The following is a 16,238-nucleotide window of genomic DNA, read 5'->3' as shown; positions in this document are numbered from 1 at the left end:
CGAGAACCATGACTGCGAACGCAGCGTTTGACCTGATCATCAACAACGGCCGTCACTTCGACGGCAGCGGCGGGCCATCGGCGATCCGCCATCTCGGCATACGGAACGGCCACGTGGCCGCGATCTCCGACACGCCGCTCGATGAAACCGGCTGCCCCGAGGTCATCAATGCGGCCGGCGAATGGGTGATGCCCGGCTTTCTCGACACCCACACGCACTACGACGCCGAACTGCTTGCCGGTCCGGGCCTCAAGGAAAGCGTGCGCCATGGCGTGACCACGGTGACCTTCGGCTCCTGCTCGATCGGCATGGTCTGCTCCGACGCCGAGGACTGTTCGGACCTGTTCACCCGAGTCGAATCGATCCCGCGCGAAGAAGTGCTGCCGCTCCTGAAGCGGACCAAGACCTGGAACACGCCGCGCGGTTACGTCGCCCATCTCGAACAGATGCCGCTGGGCCCGAACGTCACCGCGTTTCTCGGTCACTCGGATCTGCGGGTGTCGGTGATGGGCCTGTCGCGCGCCGTCGACAAGCAGGTGCAGCCCACCGCCACCGAGATGCAACGCATGGAAGCGGTGCTCGAAGAAGGCCTGGATGTCGGCCTGCTCGGCCTGTCGACGATGACCACCAAGTGGGACAAGCTCGACGGCGACCGCGAGCGCAGCAAGAGCCTGCCGACCACCTATGCGAAATGGCCTGAGTACGCGCAGCTGAATCGCATCCTCAGGCGGCGCGGCCGCATTCATCAGGGCGCGCCGGACATCGTCACCAAGATCAACATGTTCGCGTTTCTGTTCGCGAGCTTCGGCTGGTTCCGCAAACCGCTGAAGACGACCCTGATCACCTTGATGGACGTGAAATCCAACGGCCTGCTGCATCGCGTGGTCGGCAAGCTCGCCCATTTCTGCAACCGTTTTCTCGGCGCCGATTTCCGCTGGCAGGCGCTGCCCTGCCCGTTCGAGGTCCACGCCGATGGCATCGATCTGGTGATCTTCGAGGAGTTCGGCGCCGGCGAAGCGGCGCTGCATCTGGCCGACGAAATCGAGCGCAACAAGCTGCTGCAGGATGAAAGCTACCGCCGCTGGTTCCGCAAGAACTACGAGTCGAAGCTGACGCCCAGAGTCTGGCATCGCGACTTTCACGATGCGGCGATCGTCGGCTGCCCGGATGCCAGCGTCGTCGGCAAGAGCTTCGGCGAAGTGGCCGATGCCCGCGGCATCCATCCGGTCGATGCCTTTCTCGATCTGGTCGTCGCCCACGGCAAGGCGCTGCGCTGGAAGACCACAATCGGCAACTACCGCAAGCACCGGCTGGAAGCGATCGTCCAGGAAAAGGGCGCGATCCTGTCGTTCTCCGATGCCGGCGCTCACATCCGCAACATGGCCTTCTACAACTTCCCGCTGCGGATGCTGAAGCTGGTCAACGACGCGCAAACCGAAGGCCGGGCTTTCATGAGCCTGGAGAAGGCGGTCTGGCGGCTCACCGGCGAGCTTGGCGACTGGTTCGGCATCGACGCCGGCCATCTTCGCCTCGGTGATCGCGCCGATATCGCAGTCATCAATCCACACGGGCTGGACGATAGCCTCGCCGCCTACGCCGAAGCGCCGATGCCGGAATTCGGCGGCGTGGCGCGCATGGTCAATCGCAACGATGCTGCGGTGACGGCGACGATCATCAACGGCCGTGTGGCCTACCGGCAGACCCGGTTCGCGACGGACTTCGGCAACCAATCCGGCTACGGCCGCTTCCTGCGGGCCGGCGAGATTCCGGCGCGTGCGGTCGACTTCAGCCCCGCCCCCGAATCATCCCTGGCACGCGCCGCCTGAGATGCAGGCCGCCGAAGAAATCGCCGCAGTACCGCCCCGCCGCACCCAGGCCGAGCGCCGCGCCGGCACCACGCGGCGGCTGCTCGATGCCGCCACGGCGGCCTTGATCGAAGTGGGCTACTACCGGACCACGGTGCAGGACATCTGCAGCCGCGCCGGCCTGTCGCAAGGCGCGCTGTTCCGCCATTACGCGACCCGACTGCAATTGCTGATCGCGGTCGCCGAGGACATCGAACGCGGCCTGCGCGAGTTGTATCGCAGCGACTTCCTGCGTCTGCGCGCCAGCCGCGAGGACGAACTGCGGCTGGCGCTCGACGTGCTGCGCGCCAATGTCCGCTCGCCGCTGCATCAGGCCTGGTTCGAACTGCTGATCGCCGCCCGTACCGATCCGGCCCTGCATGAAGCACTACTGCCGCTGTGGCAGCGCCGCGCCGCCGAAGATCAGGCGCTGGCCACCTTGCTGCTGCCGGAAGCGGCAAGGTCGCTGCCGGATTTCCCGGTGATCGTCGACACCATGGTCACGCTGTTTCACGGTGAGGGTGTCGACCGCTTCCTGCGCCACGATGCCGCCGCCGAGGACCGACGTCTGGAATGGTTGCTGACCCAAGTGCGGCCCTTGCTGACCGCTGCAGTCTCGATGCCCTGAAACGGGGCAACCGTGCATTAATGCAAATATCTTGGGGTCTTTGACTCACGCGACTTCCAGTGTCATTGACCTATCATCCGGACATCGTCTTGCTGTCATTTCGCGCGAGGCCGAACGCAACCCCTGCCGGCACGCTCTTACCCGGATGAAGAGACCGACTTTCAGCGTCAGAACTCGGCTGATGACCCTTTGCCTGGGTCTGGTCGCGGTGCTGGGCGGTGCCAGTCTGGTGATCGGCTCGGTGATGCTGCGCGACCAGGAAGCCAACGCGGCGCGCGTCCAGCAATTCGATCGCTTCGAGACCATTTACGCAGCCCAGCAGGCGATGAGTCTGGTGCGCCGCTACAGCGGCCAGTTGGGCAATGCGATCCAGACGCCCAACCGGCAGCAGCAGGATGCGGCCAGGAAAGCGCAGCGCGAAGCCAAGGCCAGCTTCGATGGCGAATTGCTCAAGCTTTCCGGTGCTGACCCGATCAGCGCCAGGCTGATCGAGGAAGCCAGCGACGAGATCGATGGCCTGTCGGTGCGCGCGCTCGATTCCGCGACATCCGGCGATCCCGAACGAGCAGCGCCCCTGCTGCTGGCGCTGCAGCAACGCATCGATCTGATCGATGAAACCCTGCAGACCGCCAGCAAGCGCGAACAGCTGCGCACCGGCGAGCTGCAGGCGGCCGAGCACAGCCGGCTGAAGGATCTGGTGCGTCTGTGTGCGGCCATCATCGGCGGTGCCGGACTGCTCGGCGTGCTGATGACGCTCGGCATCGTGCGTTCGGTGATCCGGCCATTGCAGGCCACCACCAACGCCATCCGCCAGGTCAATGCCGGCGAGATCGACATCGACCTGCCGCCGATCCGCCCCGACGAGTTCGGAGACATCGCCGTGGCGCTGCGCCAGTTCCGCGATCAGGCCGAACGCCTGCGCCGGCTCGCCTACCAGGATCCGCTGACCGGCCTCGGCAACCGCGCCCGGCTTGAAGAAACCCTGCAGCGAGCGATCGACCGCTCGCGGCAAACCCGCGAACCGGTGGCGCTGTTCTATGTCGATCTCGACAACTTCCGCGCCGTCAACGACAAGTTCGGCCACAAGGCCGGCGATCGCTATCTCTGCGAAGCGACCGCACGCCTGCACCGCTTCATGCCACCCGGCGCGCTGCTGTGCCGGCACGGCGGCGACAAGTTCACGATCACCGTCGACGGCCTCGATGCCGGCAGCGCGCTGGAAACGCCGCTGCGCGAGCAGGCCGATTGCCTGTTGCGTGGCCTCGCCGAAAGCTATCCGTTCGGCGATCACCTGCTGAACATGTCGGTGTCGATCGGCATCGCCGTGTTTCCCGGCGATGGCGAAACCGCCGAACAGATCATCGCCAGCGCCGATGCGGCGATGTTCGTCGCCAAGAAGAACGGCCGCAACAACGCCCGCTTCGCCTCGGCACAACTGACCGGCACCATGCGCCGGCAACTGGCGCTGGCCAGCGAGATCCGTCGCGGCCTGGAGCGCGACGAGTTCGAGCCGTTCTACCAGCCGGTGGTCGATGTCGAGAAGGGTCTGGTGGTCGGTGCCGAAGCGCTGCTGCGCTGGCGCCACCCCGAAAACGGCCTGATGCCGCCGAGCGAGTTCATCCAGGTCGCCGAAGATTCCGGCCTGATCAACCAGCTCGGCGAGCTGTGCCTGATCAAGGCGCACGAGCAGGCGCAGATCTGGGCCGCCAAGAACCGCCGCCTGCGGGTATCGGTGAATCTGTCGGTACGTCAGGTGCACGATGGCCGCATCCTGCAACTGCTGCGCGGCTTCAGCAGCGCGCCGGGCTCGCGCGAACGGCTGATCGATTTCGAGTTGACTGAAAGTGCCCTGCTCGACTCGACCGAGTACAGCCACACGATGCTCACCGAGATCAAACGCCTCGGCTTCCGCATCGGCCTCGACGACTTCGGTACCGGCTATTCCTCGTTCAGCTACCTGCAGCGGCTGCCGATCGACAAGATCAAGATCGATCGCCAGTTCGTGACCTCGATGGGCGCTTCCAAGCAGGCACTGGCGATCGTTTCGGCGACCTTGACCCTGGCCCAGAATCTCGATCTTGGCGTGATCGCCGAAGGTGTGGAGAACACTGCCCAGATGCGCCAGCTGCGCATCCTCGGCTGCAAGCTGCAGCAGGGCTTCTACTTCACGCGAGCGCTGCCGGCTGCCGATTTCGAAGCCTGGGCCGTGGCCTTCGAGGAGAACGGCATGGATGCCCATGCCACCGCCGTGGCGGCGCGCGAGCCGGTGACCGTCGGTATTCGCTGAAACCCTGCTTCAGCCGGCCAGCCGCGCCCGCGCCTCGTTGGCCACCAGGGGCGCACTGTCGCCCGCCGCGCGCTCCCAGATTCCCACCGCCTCCGCAGGCCGCAGGCGCACCAGCGCTTCATAGGCGGCCAGCCGCGTGCGTCGGCAGGGATGGCTCTGCGCCATATCGTTGAGCATCTGGCAGGTGTCGTCATTGCCGGCCTGTCCGGCCATGCTGATGATGTCGATCCGCCGCGAGGTTTCCGAGTGCGGCGCGAAGCCGCTGATCGTGCGGTGCTGCAAATTGAAGAAGAACTGGTCGCGGCTGCGTAGTTCGGGCAGGTCTGCCATCAGGCTCAGGGTGATGCTGAGATCCTCCGGCGGGAACTGGATGTGCAGATCGCGGCTGGCGCGGTAAAGCATCGCCCGGCCGGCCGAGAACTGGGTGCGTTCGAGAAAGCGCAACTCGACCATCTCGCCGATATAGCCTTCGACCCGTTCGTAGTCGTACTCGTAGATTTCCGTGACGTAGCCGGTGCCGAAGTAGGCAATGGTCATGAAATGGAAGTTGTGGTCGTGCGCGTGGTCGTACGCGAACTGATCCGGCAGCACCCGGCCGGCGGTGATGTCGGAGGTCGACGGCCAGACATTGGCGCGCAACCGGAAGTCACCGTGAACGGCGAGCGGAATCGACTGCTCGAGACCCGGCATCGAACCCTTGAAACCCAGCTTCAGATACTGATTCAGCGGCCGCACGATCAACTCGCGATCATTGGTCAGCGCGCTCAGCATCGGCGCCGCACTGGCGATGCTGTCGACATCGCGCGGGTCGATGCCGTTCTGCTCGAGATATTCGATGAACTCCTCGATGCTGGCGTTCTTCTGAGTCGCAGAGGTCACGGTCATGGCCATGGCTCAGCTTTTCCGTACCGGCCGCTCGGCCTCGTCGATCACCTGCTTCGCCGCGTGACGCACGGTGGGATGCGGATCATCGAGCGCGGCCCGCAACACCTTCTGCGCTTCGGCACGGCTCAGGCGGCCGAGGCTCTGGATCGCCGCCCAGCGCACGTTCTGGTTGGCGTGCGCGGTCAGCGTCTTGATCGGCTCCAGCGATGACTGGTGGGCGAGGCGGCCCAGCACATAGGCGCCGACTCTCAGATTGGTCATCGCGGCATCGGCATCGTTGGCCTGCCAGGGATGCAGGGTGGATTTGCTGAACAGCCACTCCAGGGTCTGCACCGGCGCCGTGGCCAGCTTCAGCAGCATCATCGGCCGCTCGACGCGAAAGTCGGCCGCATGGCAATCGGCATCGATGGCCAGAATCTCGCCGGCCGCGAGCTTGAATGGTCCGGCAGGCACGAGCTTCAGTGAGGGATCGAACACCGCGTTGTCGTAGCCGGGCGGCAGATCGTAAAGCTCGCCGCTCAGCGGCAGACCACTCAGCGCCGTGATCAGCAGATGCGAAGGCGAGCTGTGGATGTAGCGACGCGGCCGATCGATCAACTGCAGCGACAGGGTCCACGCCGGTTCGCGCACCAGCACGATCTGCCGGGCCGACCAGTCGCCAGAGTGGTGCGGATCGCAATTCAGCGCATGCAAGGTGTGATTGATCATCTGCCCAGCGAAAGTCGGATCGGCCAGGCGGCGAAACAGCGGCGTGCAGGCCCAGAACGATTCGGGCTGGTCCGGTTTGTAGCGTTCGCGAACATGCTCGGCGAACGCAGCGATCATGGGCATCGGGACGATCATTGATGCGTAGAAGGCATCCGGGTTGCGAGCGACAGAGCCGCCTCGTGCTCATGCATTTAAGCCGGTCCACCGGAGCGGCGCCAGCAAACAGTTACATTTTCTTGATCTTCAGAAGCTAGAACCCTGCCAAGTCCATTTTCAGGACGGTGTCGTCGAGGCTGTCGAGCAGCGCCGCCTGCGCCGAGGTCTTCGGCAACTCGTGGCGGAAGAACCAGCGGCAGGTCTGCAATTTGCCGGTGTAGAACGCCGCATCCGCCGTCGAGGCCGAGGCCATTGCAAGCTGGGCAACACAGGCCTGACGCAGCCACAGCCAGGCGATGACCGTGTGGCCGACCAGGTCCAGATAACTGCTGGCATTGGCGAGGAACAGCTCCGTTTCACCCCGCTGAGCGACGGCCGCGAGCCGCCGCGTGGTGCCGGCGATGCGCGCCACCGCAGCGGCAAGCGCCTGCGCATGCTCGGCCAGAGCCGTGAACTCGCCAGCGGCCTGCGCCGTCGCCGCGATCCGCGACAGCAGCAGCTTCAGCGCCGCGCCGTTGTTCATCAAGGCCTTGCGGCCAAGCAGATCGAGCGCCTGGATGCCGTTGGTGCCTTCGTGGATCGGGTTCAGGCGGTTGTCGCGATACAGGCGTTCGACCGGATAGTCGCGCGTGTAGCCGTAACCACCGAGCACCTGGATCGCCAGCTTGTTCGCTTCCAGGCACCACTCGGACGGCCAGGCCTTGGCGACCGGCGTCAGGATGTCCAGCAGCAGCCCGGCTTCGGTATGCGCTTCGCTACTGTCGGCCGTGGCCTGTTCGTCGACCAGGCTTGCACAGCAAAGCCCAAGCGCCAGGCCGCCTTCGACGTAAGCCTTCTGCGCCAACAGCATCCGCCGCACGTCACTGTGCTCGATGATCGCCACCGGCTTCGAAGACGGATCGCGGTTCGCGGCCAGTCGCCCCTGCAGCCGGGTCTTCGCGTAGTCCAGCGAGTAGCGATAGCCGGCGTAGCCAAGCATGGTCGCGCCGAGCCCGACGCCGATGCGGGCCTCGTTCATCATGTGGAACATGCCCGCCAGACCTTCGTTGGCTCGGCCGACCAGCTCGCCGTAGCAGGGCTCGCCCGCGACGTCGCCGAAGTTCAGCGCGCAGTTGGTGGTGCCGCGATAGCCCATCTTGTGGTTCAGGCCGGCCAGCCGAACGCCGTTGCGCGGGCCGGGATTGCCATCCGCATCGAGCCGGTATTTCGGCACGATGAACAGCGAAATGCCCTTGGTGCCTGCCGGCGCGCCGTCGATCCGCGCCAGCACGAGATGGATGATGTTCTCTGCCAGTTCGTGCTCGCCGCCGCTGATCCACATCTTGTTGCCGCTGATGCGATAGCGGCCGTCCGCTTCCGGCGTGGCGCGCGTGAGGACGTCGGCGAGCGAGGAACCGGCCTGCGGCTCGGACAGGCACATGGTGCCGAAGTAGCGGCCGGCCAGCATCGGCTGCAGATAGCGGATCTTCTGCTCCGGCGAGCCATGCACGCGCAGCAGATTGGCCGCCGCCGTGGTCAGGAACGGATAGGCGGCGGTGCCGCAATTGGCGCCGACGAACAGGCCGTTGACTGCCGACGCGATGGTGTACGGCAACTGCAGGCCGCCGAGTTCAGCGTCGAAGGACGCGCTGAGAAAACCGCCGTCGACATAAGCCGCGAGCGCAGCCTTGACCTCCGGGATCATGGTCACCGTCTGGCCATCGAAAGTCGGCTCTTGGGCATCGGCCTTGGCGGCATGCGGCAGGAACTGCTCCACGGCCAGGCGATGCGCGGCGTCGATCACCGCTTCGAAGCTGTCGCGATCGTGCATCGCATAGCGGCTGCGCGCGCACAGCGCTTCGACATCGAGCAATTCGTAGAGCAGGAACGACAGATCGCGGCGATTGATCAGCGGGGACATGGCATCGGCTTCCGGGGGCAGGTTCGGCCCGAGCGGACGCTATGTCAGCCGGCTCGACGCAGCAAGATATGGCCACTGGCGCGGGCTGCTCCGCTGCTGCTTTTGCCGCAGCGCGGGGCTATCCTTTACGTCAACACTTGTACTCTTCCGGATCCCCTGATGAACGCTCCCCTGCCTGCTTCCTCCGCGCCCGCCGTCGACGCCGCCGAACTCGAACTGTTCCGCGACAACGTCATCCGCTTCTTCGCGGGAAACGTCGAACCGCATTACGAGCAATGGGAGAAGGGCGGCAAGTTCCCGGCCTCGCTGTACACGGACATGGGCGCCAACGGCCTGCTCTGCGTCGACATGCCGGAGCAGTACGGCGGTGCCGGCGCGCCGTTCGAGTTCTCGATGGTGGTGCTCGAAGAAGCTGCGCGCATGGGCTTCCTGGCGCTGGCTTCGAACCTGTCGGTGCATTCCGACATCGCCGCCCCGTACATCCTCCATCTCGGCACGGAATTCCAGCGCCAGAAGTACCTGCCGAAGATGGCCAGCGGCGAGTGCATCGGCGCCATCGGCATGAGCGAACCGGGCGCCGGCTCCGACCTGCAGGGCATCAAGACCAGCGCCCTGCCGGACGGTGAAGGTGGCTACGTCATCAATGGCTCGAAGACCTTCATCACCAATGGCCAGCACGCCGGCGTCGTGGTCCTGGCGACCAAGACCGACCCGAAGACCGGCGCCAAGGGCACCACGCTGTTCACCTTCGATACCTCCCTGCCCGGCTTCAAGCGTGGCCGCAATCTCGACAAGATCGGCCTGCACTCGGCCGATACCAGCGAGCTGTTCTTCGACAACGTGAAGATCTCCGCCGATGAAGTGCTCGGCCGCGTCGGCGGCGGCTTCGGTCACCTGGTCGACGAGCTGCCACGCGAGCGCCTGGCCCTCGCCGTCACCGCGGTCGGCCATGCGCAGGGCGCGCTGGAAAAGACCATCAAGTACACGATGGAGCGCAAGGCCTTCGGCAACCCGATCGCCAGCTTCCAGAACACCCGTTTCGAACTCGCCAAGTGCAAGACCGATGTCGAAGTGCACCGCGCCTTCGTCGAGAAATGCAGTGCGCAATACGCGCTCGGCAAGCTCGACGTGCCGACCGCCGCGATGGTCAAGCTGTCGACCACCGAGATGGAAGGCCGGGTCACCGATGCCTGCCTGCAGCTGTTCGGCGGTTATGGCTACATGACCGAATACCCGATCAGCCGCTACTGGGCCGACGCGCGCATCCAGCGCATCTACGGCGGCACCAGCGAGATCATGAAGGAAGTGATCGCGCGCAGCCTGGTGGGGCGCTGAGCCCAGACTCACCCGTAGGTCGGCCCTTGGCCGACCTACGAAGGCGCCTGCCTCAAGCCTCGCCGCCAACCTCCGGCACCGCATCCTCAACCGGATGCGGCTCGTCCTTTGGGAAGCGGAAGCTGCGCCAGCCGATCAGCGCCGCGATGCCGCCGGCGCAGCACATCAGCCCGACCACGCCGGGCCAGCCGGCCCAGTGCCAGACCACAGCCGGGATCACGCCGCCGGCGCTGCCGCCGAGGTAGTAACAGGTCACATACAGGCCAACCGCCGGGCCGCGCTGCAGTCCGGCCGATTCGCTGACGAAGCTGGTGGTCGCGGTCTGGGCGATGAACAGGCCGAGCGAGAACAGGCACAGGCCGACACCGATCACCGGCAGCGGCGGGAACAGGGTCAGCAGCAGCCCGGTCACGCCGAACGCCCAGGCCATCACCAGCACCTTGGCGTGGCCATAGGCGTTCAGCAGCCGGCCCGAGTACGGCGTGATGACGATGCCGGCGAGATAGACGACGAAGATCGTCGACAGCGCCGCCGGCCCCAGCGAGTACGGCGCCTGCGACAGATGCAGAGTCATGTAGGTGAAGCCGCCGACCAGCGCGAACAGCATCAGGAAACCGGTCGCGTAGGCGCCGCGCAGGCCCGGACGCAGCAGCAAGGGCAGCAGCGGCGTGCGCGGCGTGCCGCGCAGCCGGGGGATATCTCGACCCGGCGGCAACCAGACCCGGATCAGCAGCGCGAGCGCCAGTTGCAGCAGTGCCAGCGACGCGAATGCCCATCGCCAGCCGGCGAATTCGGCCACCACGCCGGACAGCAGCCGGCCGCAGAAACCGCCGCCGATGGTGCCGGCGACATACACCGCGGTCACCGCCCTCGCCTCCGCCGCCGGCCATTCCTCGGCGATGTAGGCAACGGTCACCGCGAAGATGCCCGGCAGGCACAGACCCTGGACGAGACGGATCAGCATCAGCGCTTCCGGCGTCGGCGCCAGACCGGCGAGCAGGCCGGGAACGACGGCGAGGAAGGCCGCGATGACGATCACCCGGCGGCGCCCGAAACGATCGGCCAGCAGCCCGGCGAACGGCGCGGCGATGGCGACACCGAATGTTCCTGCTGAAACGATCAATCCGGCGCGCGCGGCATCATTGCCAATCCAGTCGCGCAGCAGCGGCAGCAGCGACTGCGGCGCGTAGAGATTGATGAAGGCCGCGATCCCCGCGAGGGTTACGGCGATGCGGCGACGGTTCATTTTGCGCGCCCATGTGGTCGAGTCGCGGGATTCAGCACGAACCCTTCCCGATCGCGAACCACGCCACGCGAAGGTATTCAGGAATCGACGCAGGCATTCCCGGATACAACGGCGCCAGCGCGCCCCGCGAAAGCCAGTAAACGCCTAGAACAGCCCCCGCAAACGAAAGTCGGCGCCCCGCAGTCGCTGACTCGCCGCTTGGCAGCAGACCGGCTACTGTCACCAGGATCAGCAAGATGATCAGACGAAGGAAGTTGTGCTCTGCATAGCCTCCGCAGGAGAACAGCGCAGCGTGCGCGCCGCAGAGGATCGCCCCGATCAGCAAGCTTCCCAGAATGACGCTGCGCACCACTAACGCCTACTTCTTGGTTCTTGCCGACTGCGCCGCCAGACGCTTCGCCTTCATCTGCATCGCCGGCGAAAGGTCGCTCTTCTTGTTCTTGAACGGGTTGTCGCCGGTCTTGAACTCGAGCTTCAGCGGCACGCCCTGCAGCTTGAAAGCTTCACGGAAAGTGTTCGCCAGGTAGCTGACGTAGCTGTCCTTGAGTTTGTCGGTCTGGTTGCCGTGAATCATGATCGCCGGCGGATTGCGGCCACTCTGATGGCAGTAGCGCAGCTTGATGCGGCGACCAAGGATGGCGTGCGGTGCGTGCTTTTCGACGGCGGCGATCAGCACCCGGTTCAGTTCCGGCGTCGCCATTTCGCGGGTCGTCGCTTCGTAGCCGGCGACCACGTGTTCCATCAGCTCGCGCAAGCCCGAGCCGTGCAGGGCCGAGACGAAATCGACCGGCACGTAGTCGAGAAACGGCAGCTTGAAATCGACCATGTCGCGCACCCACTTGCGCTTGTCCATGTCCAGGCCGTCCCACTTGTTGACCGCCAGCACCATCGCGCGGCCGTGATGGGCGACCAGGCCCATGATCCGTGCATCGTGAGTGCCGATCTCGTCCTGGGCGTCGACCATCGAGATCACCACATGGGCGCGGTCGATCGCCTGCAAGGTCTTGACGATCGAAAACTTTTCGATCACTTCGGTGACCCGGGACTTGCGGCGCACGCCGGCGGTATCGATCAGCTCGAACTTGCGGCCACCCCACTCGAACGGCACGCTGATCGAATCACGCGTGGTACCCGGCTGTTCGGACGACAGCACGCGGTCTTCGCCGATCAGGCGATTGACCAGGGTCGACTTGCCGGCGTTCGGTCGGCCGACGATCGCGACGCGAATCGTGCCGTCGTCCCATTCCGGTTCTTCGGTGTTCTGCGGCGTGTTGGCCAGCAGGTCGCGCAGCAGTCCGCCGATGCCGTCGCCAAACTCGGCGGAGATCACCGTCGGCTCGCCGAGGCCCAGCTTGTAGAAGTCGGCGACCAGCATCTTGGTCATGCCTTCCGACTTGTTGGCCAGCAGGCGTACCGGCTTGCCCAGCTTGCGCAGCACGTTGGCGATCTCGATGTCCGAGGCCATCAGGCCAGCCTTGGCATCGACCAGGAACAGCACGGTGTCGGCGTCCTCGATGGCGATCCGCGCCTGCTGTTCGGCGAGCAGCGCCAGCGCATCGGCGGATTCCGGCATCAGGCCGCCAGTGTCGACGACGATGAAGCGCTTGCGCTCGAAGGTGCCCTGACCGTACTGGCGATCACGCGTCAGGCCGGCGTAATCGGCGACCAGGGCATCGCGACTGTTGGTGAAGCGATTGAACAGGGTCGACTTGCCGACGTTCGGACGGCCGACGAGGGCGATGACCGGCAGCATGCGCGCGGCTTCGACGTCGGGGGATGCTGCAGGGGGCACTTCAGGGATGCTGCTCATGATTCACGACCATCAGGAAAACATAGCGGTGGCGGCCAGCCTACGCGGGCGACGCCATGACGACAAAAGCCCCGGAGCGCTGACGCTACCGGGGCGTGGACTGCAGCCCGATGCAATAGGCATCGAACCTGGCTTCAGCCGAACCGGATTCCCGGCTCGGCCTGCCACTTGTGCGTGCCTACTTCGTCGGGGCGAGCTGGTAGGCGGCGATATCGCCGGAGACGTTGAGCACATACAGGCGCTCGCCATCGCTGACCGGCGACGCAGTCACAGCATCGCCACCCAGATTGCCCCGCATGACCTCGTGGCCATCACCCGATTCGAACCAGTGCAGATAGCCCTTGTAGTCGCCGGCGACGATGTACTTGCCGAACACGGCAGGCGGCGACAGGCGACGGAACTTCAGCGTCTCCTGCTTCCAGTTCACCGCACCGGTATCGGCGTCCAGCGACCACAGCAGGCCATCGTTGTCGGTGACGTAAAGATGGGCATCGTCGGCGCTCATGCCGGTATAGCTCTTGATGCTGCGACGCCAGCGGCTTTCGCCGGCCACAGGGTCGATCAGCGCGATGTCGTTGCCGTAGCTGACCGCGTAGATGCCGTTGTCGGCCGCGAGCAGATCGGCGTCGACATCGGTCAGGCGTTCCAGCTCGGAACGGCCGGTCGGCACCGACAGGTTCTGCTCCCAGGCCGGCACGCCGTCGGCGAGGTTCAGCGCCACCAGCTTGCCGCTGTCCAGACCGATGTAGACACGATTGCCGAGGATCAGCGGCTTCGACAGTCCGCGCAGCGTCAGATTCGGCTCGGCACGATCGAAGTTCCAGACCCGGCTGCCGTCGGCAACCGACAGGCCGAACTGGCGGCCATCGACGCTGCGCACGACGACGATGTCGCCGCTCGCCACTGGCGCCGCGACCACTTCGCTGAGCAGGCGATGACGCCAGGCTTCCTTGCCATCGGCGCGCTTCAGGGCAATCACGTCACCATCGAGCGTGCCGACGAAGACCAGGTCGGCAGCGACCGTGGGGCCGGAAATCACTCGCGACTTGGTCTTGCTCTGCCAGATGGTGGCACCGGTCTTCGGATCGAGCGCGAACACGCCACCATTGATCGCAGCGGCGTACAGCGCATCGGATTCCAGGTCCAGACGCAGGCCGGAATAGAAGCCGCCGCTGCCGTTTCCGGCCGAGCGCGACCAGAGCTGCTGGACCTTGATTTCCGGCTTGACCTCGACCAGCTTGGTCGGTTCGCGCAGCTTCGGCTTCGACGAGCAGGCGGTGGTCGCGGCCAGCGCCGCGATCAGCAGCAGACTCAAACTGCTGCGGAGTGAATTGTTAAAGGCTGGCTTCACGATTTCACCGCCGCGACATCGGCCAGATCATCGATCTTGTGCTGCAGCGATTCGGCGATCGGCGCGTTCGGCGTGCCAGTGGTCTCGCCGTCGAGTCCACTGATCGCCTTGGTGTAGGCCGCGAGTGCAGCCGCGCGATCGCCTTCGGCGAGCTTGATGTCGCCGCGCAGTTCGTCGAACAGCACGGCGTAGCTGTCGGCACCCGCATCGAGCAGCTTCAGCGCGTCAGGCGCCTTGCCCTGCTGCCAGAGCACGCGGGCCAGGCGCAGATGGATCAGCGGCTTCAGCGCTTCGTCATCGGCGTGGGCATAGGCCCATTCGAGACGGATGCGCGCATCGTCGAGCTTGTTGTCGTCGACGGCCGCCTGGGCCAGCTTCATCGCACCGGCCGCCGCGTACGGCGTGGACTCGAAATCGCTGGCCAGACGATCGGCCATCTTCACCGCGTCGTCGTACTTCTTGGCGGTGACCGCGGTCTTCAGTTCCTCGAACAGCTGCGAGGCTTCGGCGCGCGTCTGGTTCTTCTGGGTGCGGTAGTACTCCCAGCCGAAGATTGCAGCGAGACCCAGGCCCAGACCGACGGCCAGCGGCAACCAGTTGTCCTTCCACCAGCGGCGCAGGTCTTCGACTTGGGCTTCGTCGTCGTAATGGGTGCTCATCGTTGCAGTCTCGGGTCAGCGTCGCGTCAGGGCCGGATTTGAATCGGGTTCGAACCGCTTCCAATCAGGTGAGAAAATGTGTGTCGAGGAGAGGCTCGCGGCTTCAGAGCGCGAGCCGGCGCGAGAGTTCCGCAGCCAGTTCGGTTCGGGCACAGGTGAAGGCTTCGCCCTCGCCGCGCAGCGATTTTACTTGAACGGCGCCGGCAGCCGCTTCGTCGTCGCCAATGATCAGCGCCAGCCGCGCGCCGCAGCCATCGGCACGCTTGAGCTGGGACTTGAGACTGCCGCCGCCGGCGTTCAGCACCAGGCGCAGACCGGGCAGCTGATCGCGCAGCGTTTCCGACAGCTGCAGCGCCACGCGCTCGGCTTCGGTACCGAAGCGGCAGAGGTAGACCTGCGGCTGATTCGACACCACCGGCACCTGCTGCACGGCCATCAGCAGGATCAGCCGCTCGATGCCGAGGCCGAAGCCGACGCCGGTGGTCTTCGGGCCGCCCAGCTGCTCGACCAGACCGTCATAGCGGCCGCCGGCACAGACCGTGCCCTGGGCGCCGAGCTGGTCGGTGACCCACTCGAACACCGTGTGCGTGTAGTAGTCGAGTCCACGCACCAGCCGCGGATTGATGACGTAGGCGATGCCCAGCGCTTCGAGCCCGGCCTTGACGGCATCGAAGTGCGCGATCGAGGCCTCATCCAGGTAATCGAGCAGCGACGGCGCGCCTTCGACGATCGCCTGGGTCGCCGGCACCTTGGAATCGAGCACCCGCAACGGATTGGCATGCAGGCGGCGCCTGGCGTCTTCGTCGAGCGCGGCTTCGTGCTGGACCAGATAGTCGATCAGGGCCGCGCGATGCGCCGCCCGCGACGGCAAGGTGCCGAGCGTGTTGATCTGCAGCTGGAAGCCGCTCATGCCGAGGCGCTTCCAGAGCTGCGCGGCGATGGCGATGATCTCGACATCGGCATCCGGCGTGGCGATGCCGAAGGCTTCGACATCGAGCTGATGGAACTGCCGATAACGGCCCGCCTGCGGACGCTCGTAGCGGAACACCGGGCCGGTGCACCAGATGCGCTGCTGCTGGTTGAACAGGATGCCGTGCTCGATGCCGGCGCGGATCACGCCGGCGGTCAGCTCGGGACGCAGGCTCAGGCGCTCGCCGCCACGATCCTCGAACGAATACATCTCCTTCTCGACGACATCGGTCACTTCACCGACCGCGCGCTTGAACAACTCGGTACGCTCGACCACCGGCAGGCGCAGCTCGCCGTAGCCGTAGGCGGCGAACACCTGGGCAGCGACGGCGTGAACGTGCTGCCAGGCCGACGAATCGGCCGGCAGGACATCGTTCATGCCGCGTACGGACTGGATCTTCATGACGGAATTCTGGGAACCGGCAGGGCTGCGGCGCAAAGCCGGAACGGGAACAGGAGG

At 65.5% G+C, this 16,238-nt stretch carries 13 protein-coding genes; 4 read left to right on the top strand and 9 right to left on the bottom strand.

Annotated elements, in window-relative coordinates:
* The first annotated feature begins 8 nt into the window (after positions 1-8).
* From G513_RS23825 to G513_RS25135, 3 genes are all read left to right on the top strand, one after another.
* Positions 9-1,826, top strand: coding sequence for an N-acyl-D-amino-acid deacylase family protein (locus G513_RS23825; RefSeq protein ID WP_022978118.1), 1,818 nt, complete (start codon positions 9-11; stop codon positions 1,824-1,826).
* 1 nt (position 1,827) lies between these two features.
* On the top strand, positions 1,828-2,472 hold the full coding sequence (locus G513_RS23820) for a TetR/AcrR family transcriptional regulator (protein ID WP_022978117.1): 645 nt from the start codon (positions 1,828-1,830) through the stop codon (positions 2,470-2,472).
* 181 nt (positions 2,473-2,653) lie between these two features.
* Complete coding sequence (locus G513_RS25135; RefSeq protein ID WP_022978116.1) at positions 2,654-4,759, top strand: putative bifunctional diguanylate cyclase/phosphodiesterase; 2,106 nt, start codon at positions 2,654-2,656, stop codon at positions 4,757-4,759.
* A gap of 9 nt (positions 4,760-4,768) precedes the next feature.
* Here G513_RS25135 and G513_RS25130 read toward each other — a convergent pair whose 3' ends face one another.
* The 3 genes from G513_RS25130 to G513_RS0117255 form a co-directional block, all read right to left on the bottom strand.
* Positions 4,769-5,644 (bottom strand): hypothetical protein, encoded by an 876-nt coding sequence (locus tag G513_RS25130; protein ID WP_156891775.1) that lies wholly within the window; start codon positions 5,642-5,644, stop codon positions 4,769-4,771.
* Positions 5,645-5,653: 9 nt separating this feature from the next.
* The gene (locus tag G513_RS0117260; RefSeq protein ID WP_169560687.1) at positions 5,654-6,475 is read right to left on the bottom strand and encodes a HEAT repeat domain-containing protein; all 822 of its coding nucleotides are present in this window, start codon (positions 6,473-6,475) and stop codon (positions 5,654-5,656) included.
* Positions 6,476-6,602: 127 nt separating this feature from the next.
* Entirely contained in the window at positions 6,603-8,408 is a 1,806-nt protein-coding gene (locus G513_RS0117255) for an acyl-CoA dehydrogenase (RefSeq protein ID WP_022978113.1), read from the bottom strand.
* A gap of 159 nt (positions 8,409-8,567) precedes the next feature.
* Here G513_RS0117255 and G513_RS0117250 point away from each other — a divergent pair, with 159 nt between their 5' ends.
* Complete coding sequence (locus G513_RS0117250) at positions 8,568-9,743, top strand: acyl-CoA dehydrogenase family protein (RefSeq protein WP_022978112.1); 1,176 nt, start codon at positions 8,568-8,570, stop codon at positions 9,741-9,743.
* Between the two features lie 52 nt (positions 9,744-9,795).
* Here G513_RS0117250 and G513_RS23805 read toward each other — a convergent pair whose 3' ends face one another.
* The 6 genes from G513_RS23805 to hisS all read right to left on the bottom strand — a co-directional run bounded on the left by G513_RS23805 (position 9,796) and on the right by hisS (position 16,181).
* Complete coding sequence (locus G513_RS23805; RefSeq protein ID WP_022978111.1) at positions 9,796-10,989, bottom strand: MFS transporter; 1,194 nt, start codon at positions 10,987-10,989, stop codon at positions 9,796-9,798.
* A 31-nt stretch (positions 10,990-11,020) separates the two neighbouring features.
* Positions 11,021-11,338: a hypothetical protein gene (locus G513_RS0117240; protein ID WP_022978110.1), complete on the bottom strand. Its 318-nt coding sequence runs from the start codon at positions 11,336-11,338 to the stop codon at positions 11,021-11,023.
* Positions 11,339-11,347: 9 nt separating this feature from the next.
* Positions 11,348-12,799, bottom strand: coding sequence for a ribosome biogenesis GTPase Der (gene der, locus G513_RS0117235; protein WP_245563142.1), 1,452 nt, complete (start codon positions 12,797-12,799; stop codon positions 11,348-11,350).
* Between the two features lie 178 nt (positions 12,800-12,977).
* Positions 12,978-14,150, bottom strand: coding sequence for an outer membrane protein assembly factor BamB (gene bamB / locus G513_RS23800; RefSeq protein WP_245563141.1), 1,173 nt, complete (start codon positions 14,148-14,150; stop codon positions 12,978-12,980).
* Positions 14,147-14,809, bottom strand: a complete 663-nt coding sequence (locus G513_RS0117225; RefSeq protein WP_022978107.1) for a YfgM family protein — start codon at positions 14,807-14,809, stop codon at positions 14,147-14,149. Before G513_RS0117225 ends, bamB begins: the two co-directional genes overlap by 4 nt.
* Before the next feature lie 103 nt (positions 14,810-14,912).
* The gene (hisS, locus tag G513_RS0117220) at positions 14,913-16,181 is read right to left on the bottom strand and encodes a histidine--tRNA ligase (protein WP_022978106.1); all 1,269 of its coding nucleotides are present in this window, start codon (positions 16,179-16,181) and stop codon (positions 14,913-14,915) included.
* Positions 16,182-16,238 lie beyond the last annotated feature (57 nt).

This window comes from Nevskia ramosa DSM 11499, assembly GCF_000420645.1.
Taxonomy (GTDB): Bacteria; Pseudomonadota; Gammaproteobacteria; order Nevskiales; family Nevskiaceae; genus Nevskia; species Nevskia ramosa.
Note: the sequence above shows the minus strand (reverse complement) of the source record. Positions and strands in the feature narration are given on the sequence as shown.

What these genes read in the sequence shown, in the direction of transcription:
- G513_RS23825 (WP_022978118.1), top strand. Translation starts at nt 9, where the DNA reads ATGACTGCGAACGCAGCGTTTGACCTGATCATCAACAACGGCCGTCAC.
- G513_RS23820 (WP_022978117.1), top strand. Translation starts at nt 1,828, where the DNA reads ATGCAGGCCGCCGAAGAAATCGCCGCAGTACCGCCCCGCCGCACCCAG.
- G513_RS25135 (WP_022978116.1), top strand. Translation starts at nt 2,654, where the DNA reads ATGACCCTTTGCCTGGGTCTGGTCGCGGTGCTGGGCGGTGCCAGTCTG.
- G513_RS25130 (WP_156891775.1), bottom strand. Translation starts at nt 5,644, where the DNA reads ATGACCGTGACCTCTGCGACTCAGAAGAACGCCAGCATCGAGGAGTTC.
- G513_RS0117260 (WP_169560687.1), bottom strand. Translation starts at nt 6,475, where the DNA reads ATGCCCATGATCGCTGCGTTCGCCGAGCATGTTCGCGAACGCTACAAA.
- G513_RS0117255 (WP_022978113.1), bottom strand. Translation starts at nt 8,408, where the DNA reads ATGTCCCCGCTGATCAATCGCCGCGATCTGTCGTTCCTGCTCTACGAA.
- G513_RS0117250 (WP_022978112.1), top strand. Translation starts at nt 8,568, where the DNA reads ATGAACGCTCCCCTGCCTGCTTCCTCCGCGCCCGCCGTCGACGCCGCC.
- G513_RS23805 (WP_022978111.1), bottom strand. Translation starts at nt 10,989, where the DNA reads ATGAACCGTCGCCGCATCGCCGTAACCCTCGCGGGGATCGCGGCCTTC.
- der (WP_245563142.1), bottom strand. Translation starts at nt 12,799, where the DNA reads ATGAGCAGCATCCCTGAAGTGCCCCCTGCAGCATCCCCCGACGTCGAA.
- G513_RS0117225 (WP_022978107.1), bottom strand. Translation starts at nt 14,809, where the DNA reads ATGAGCACCCATTACGACGACGAAGCCCAAGTCGAAGACCTGCGCCGC.
- hisS (WP_022978106.1), bottom strand. Translation starts at nt 16,181, where the DNA reads ATGAAGATCCAGTCCGTACGCGGCATGAACGATGTCCTGCCGGCCGAT.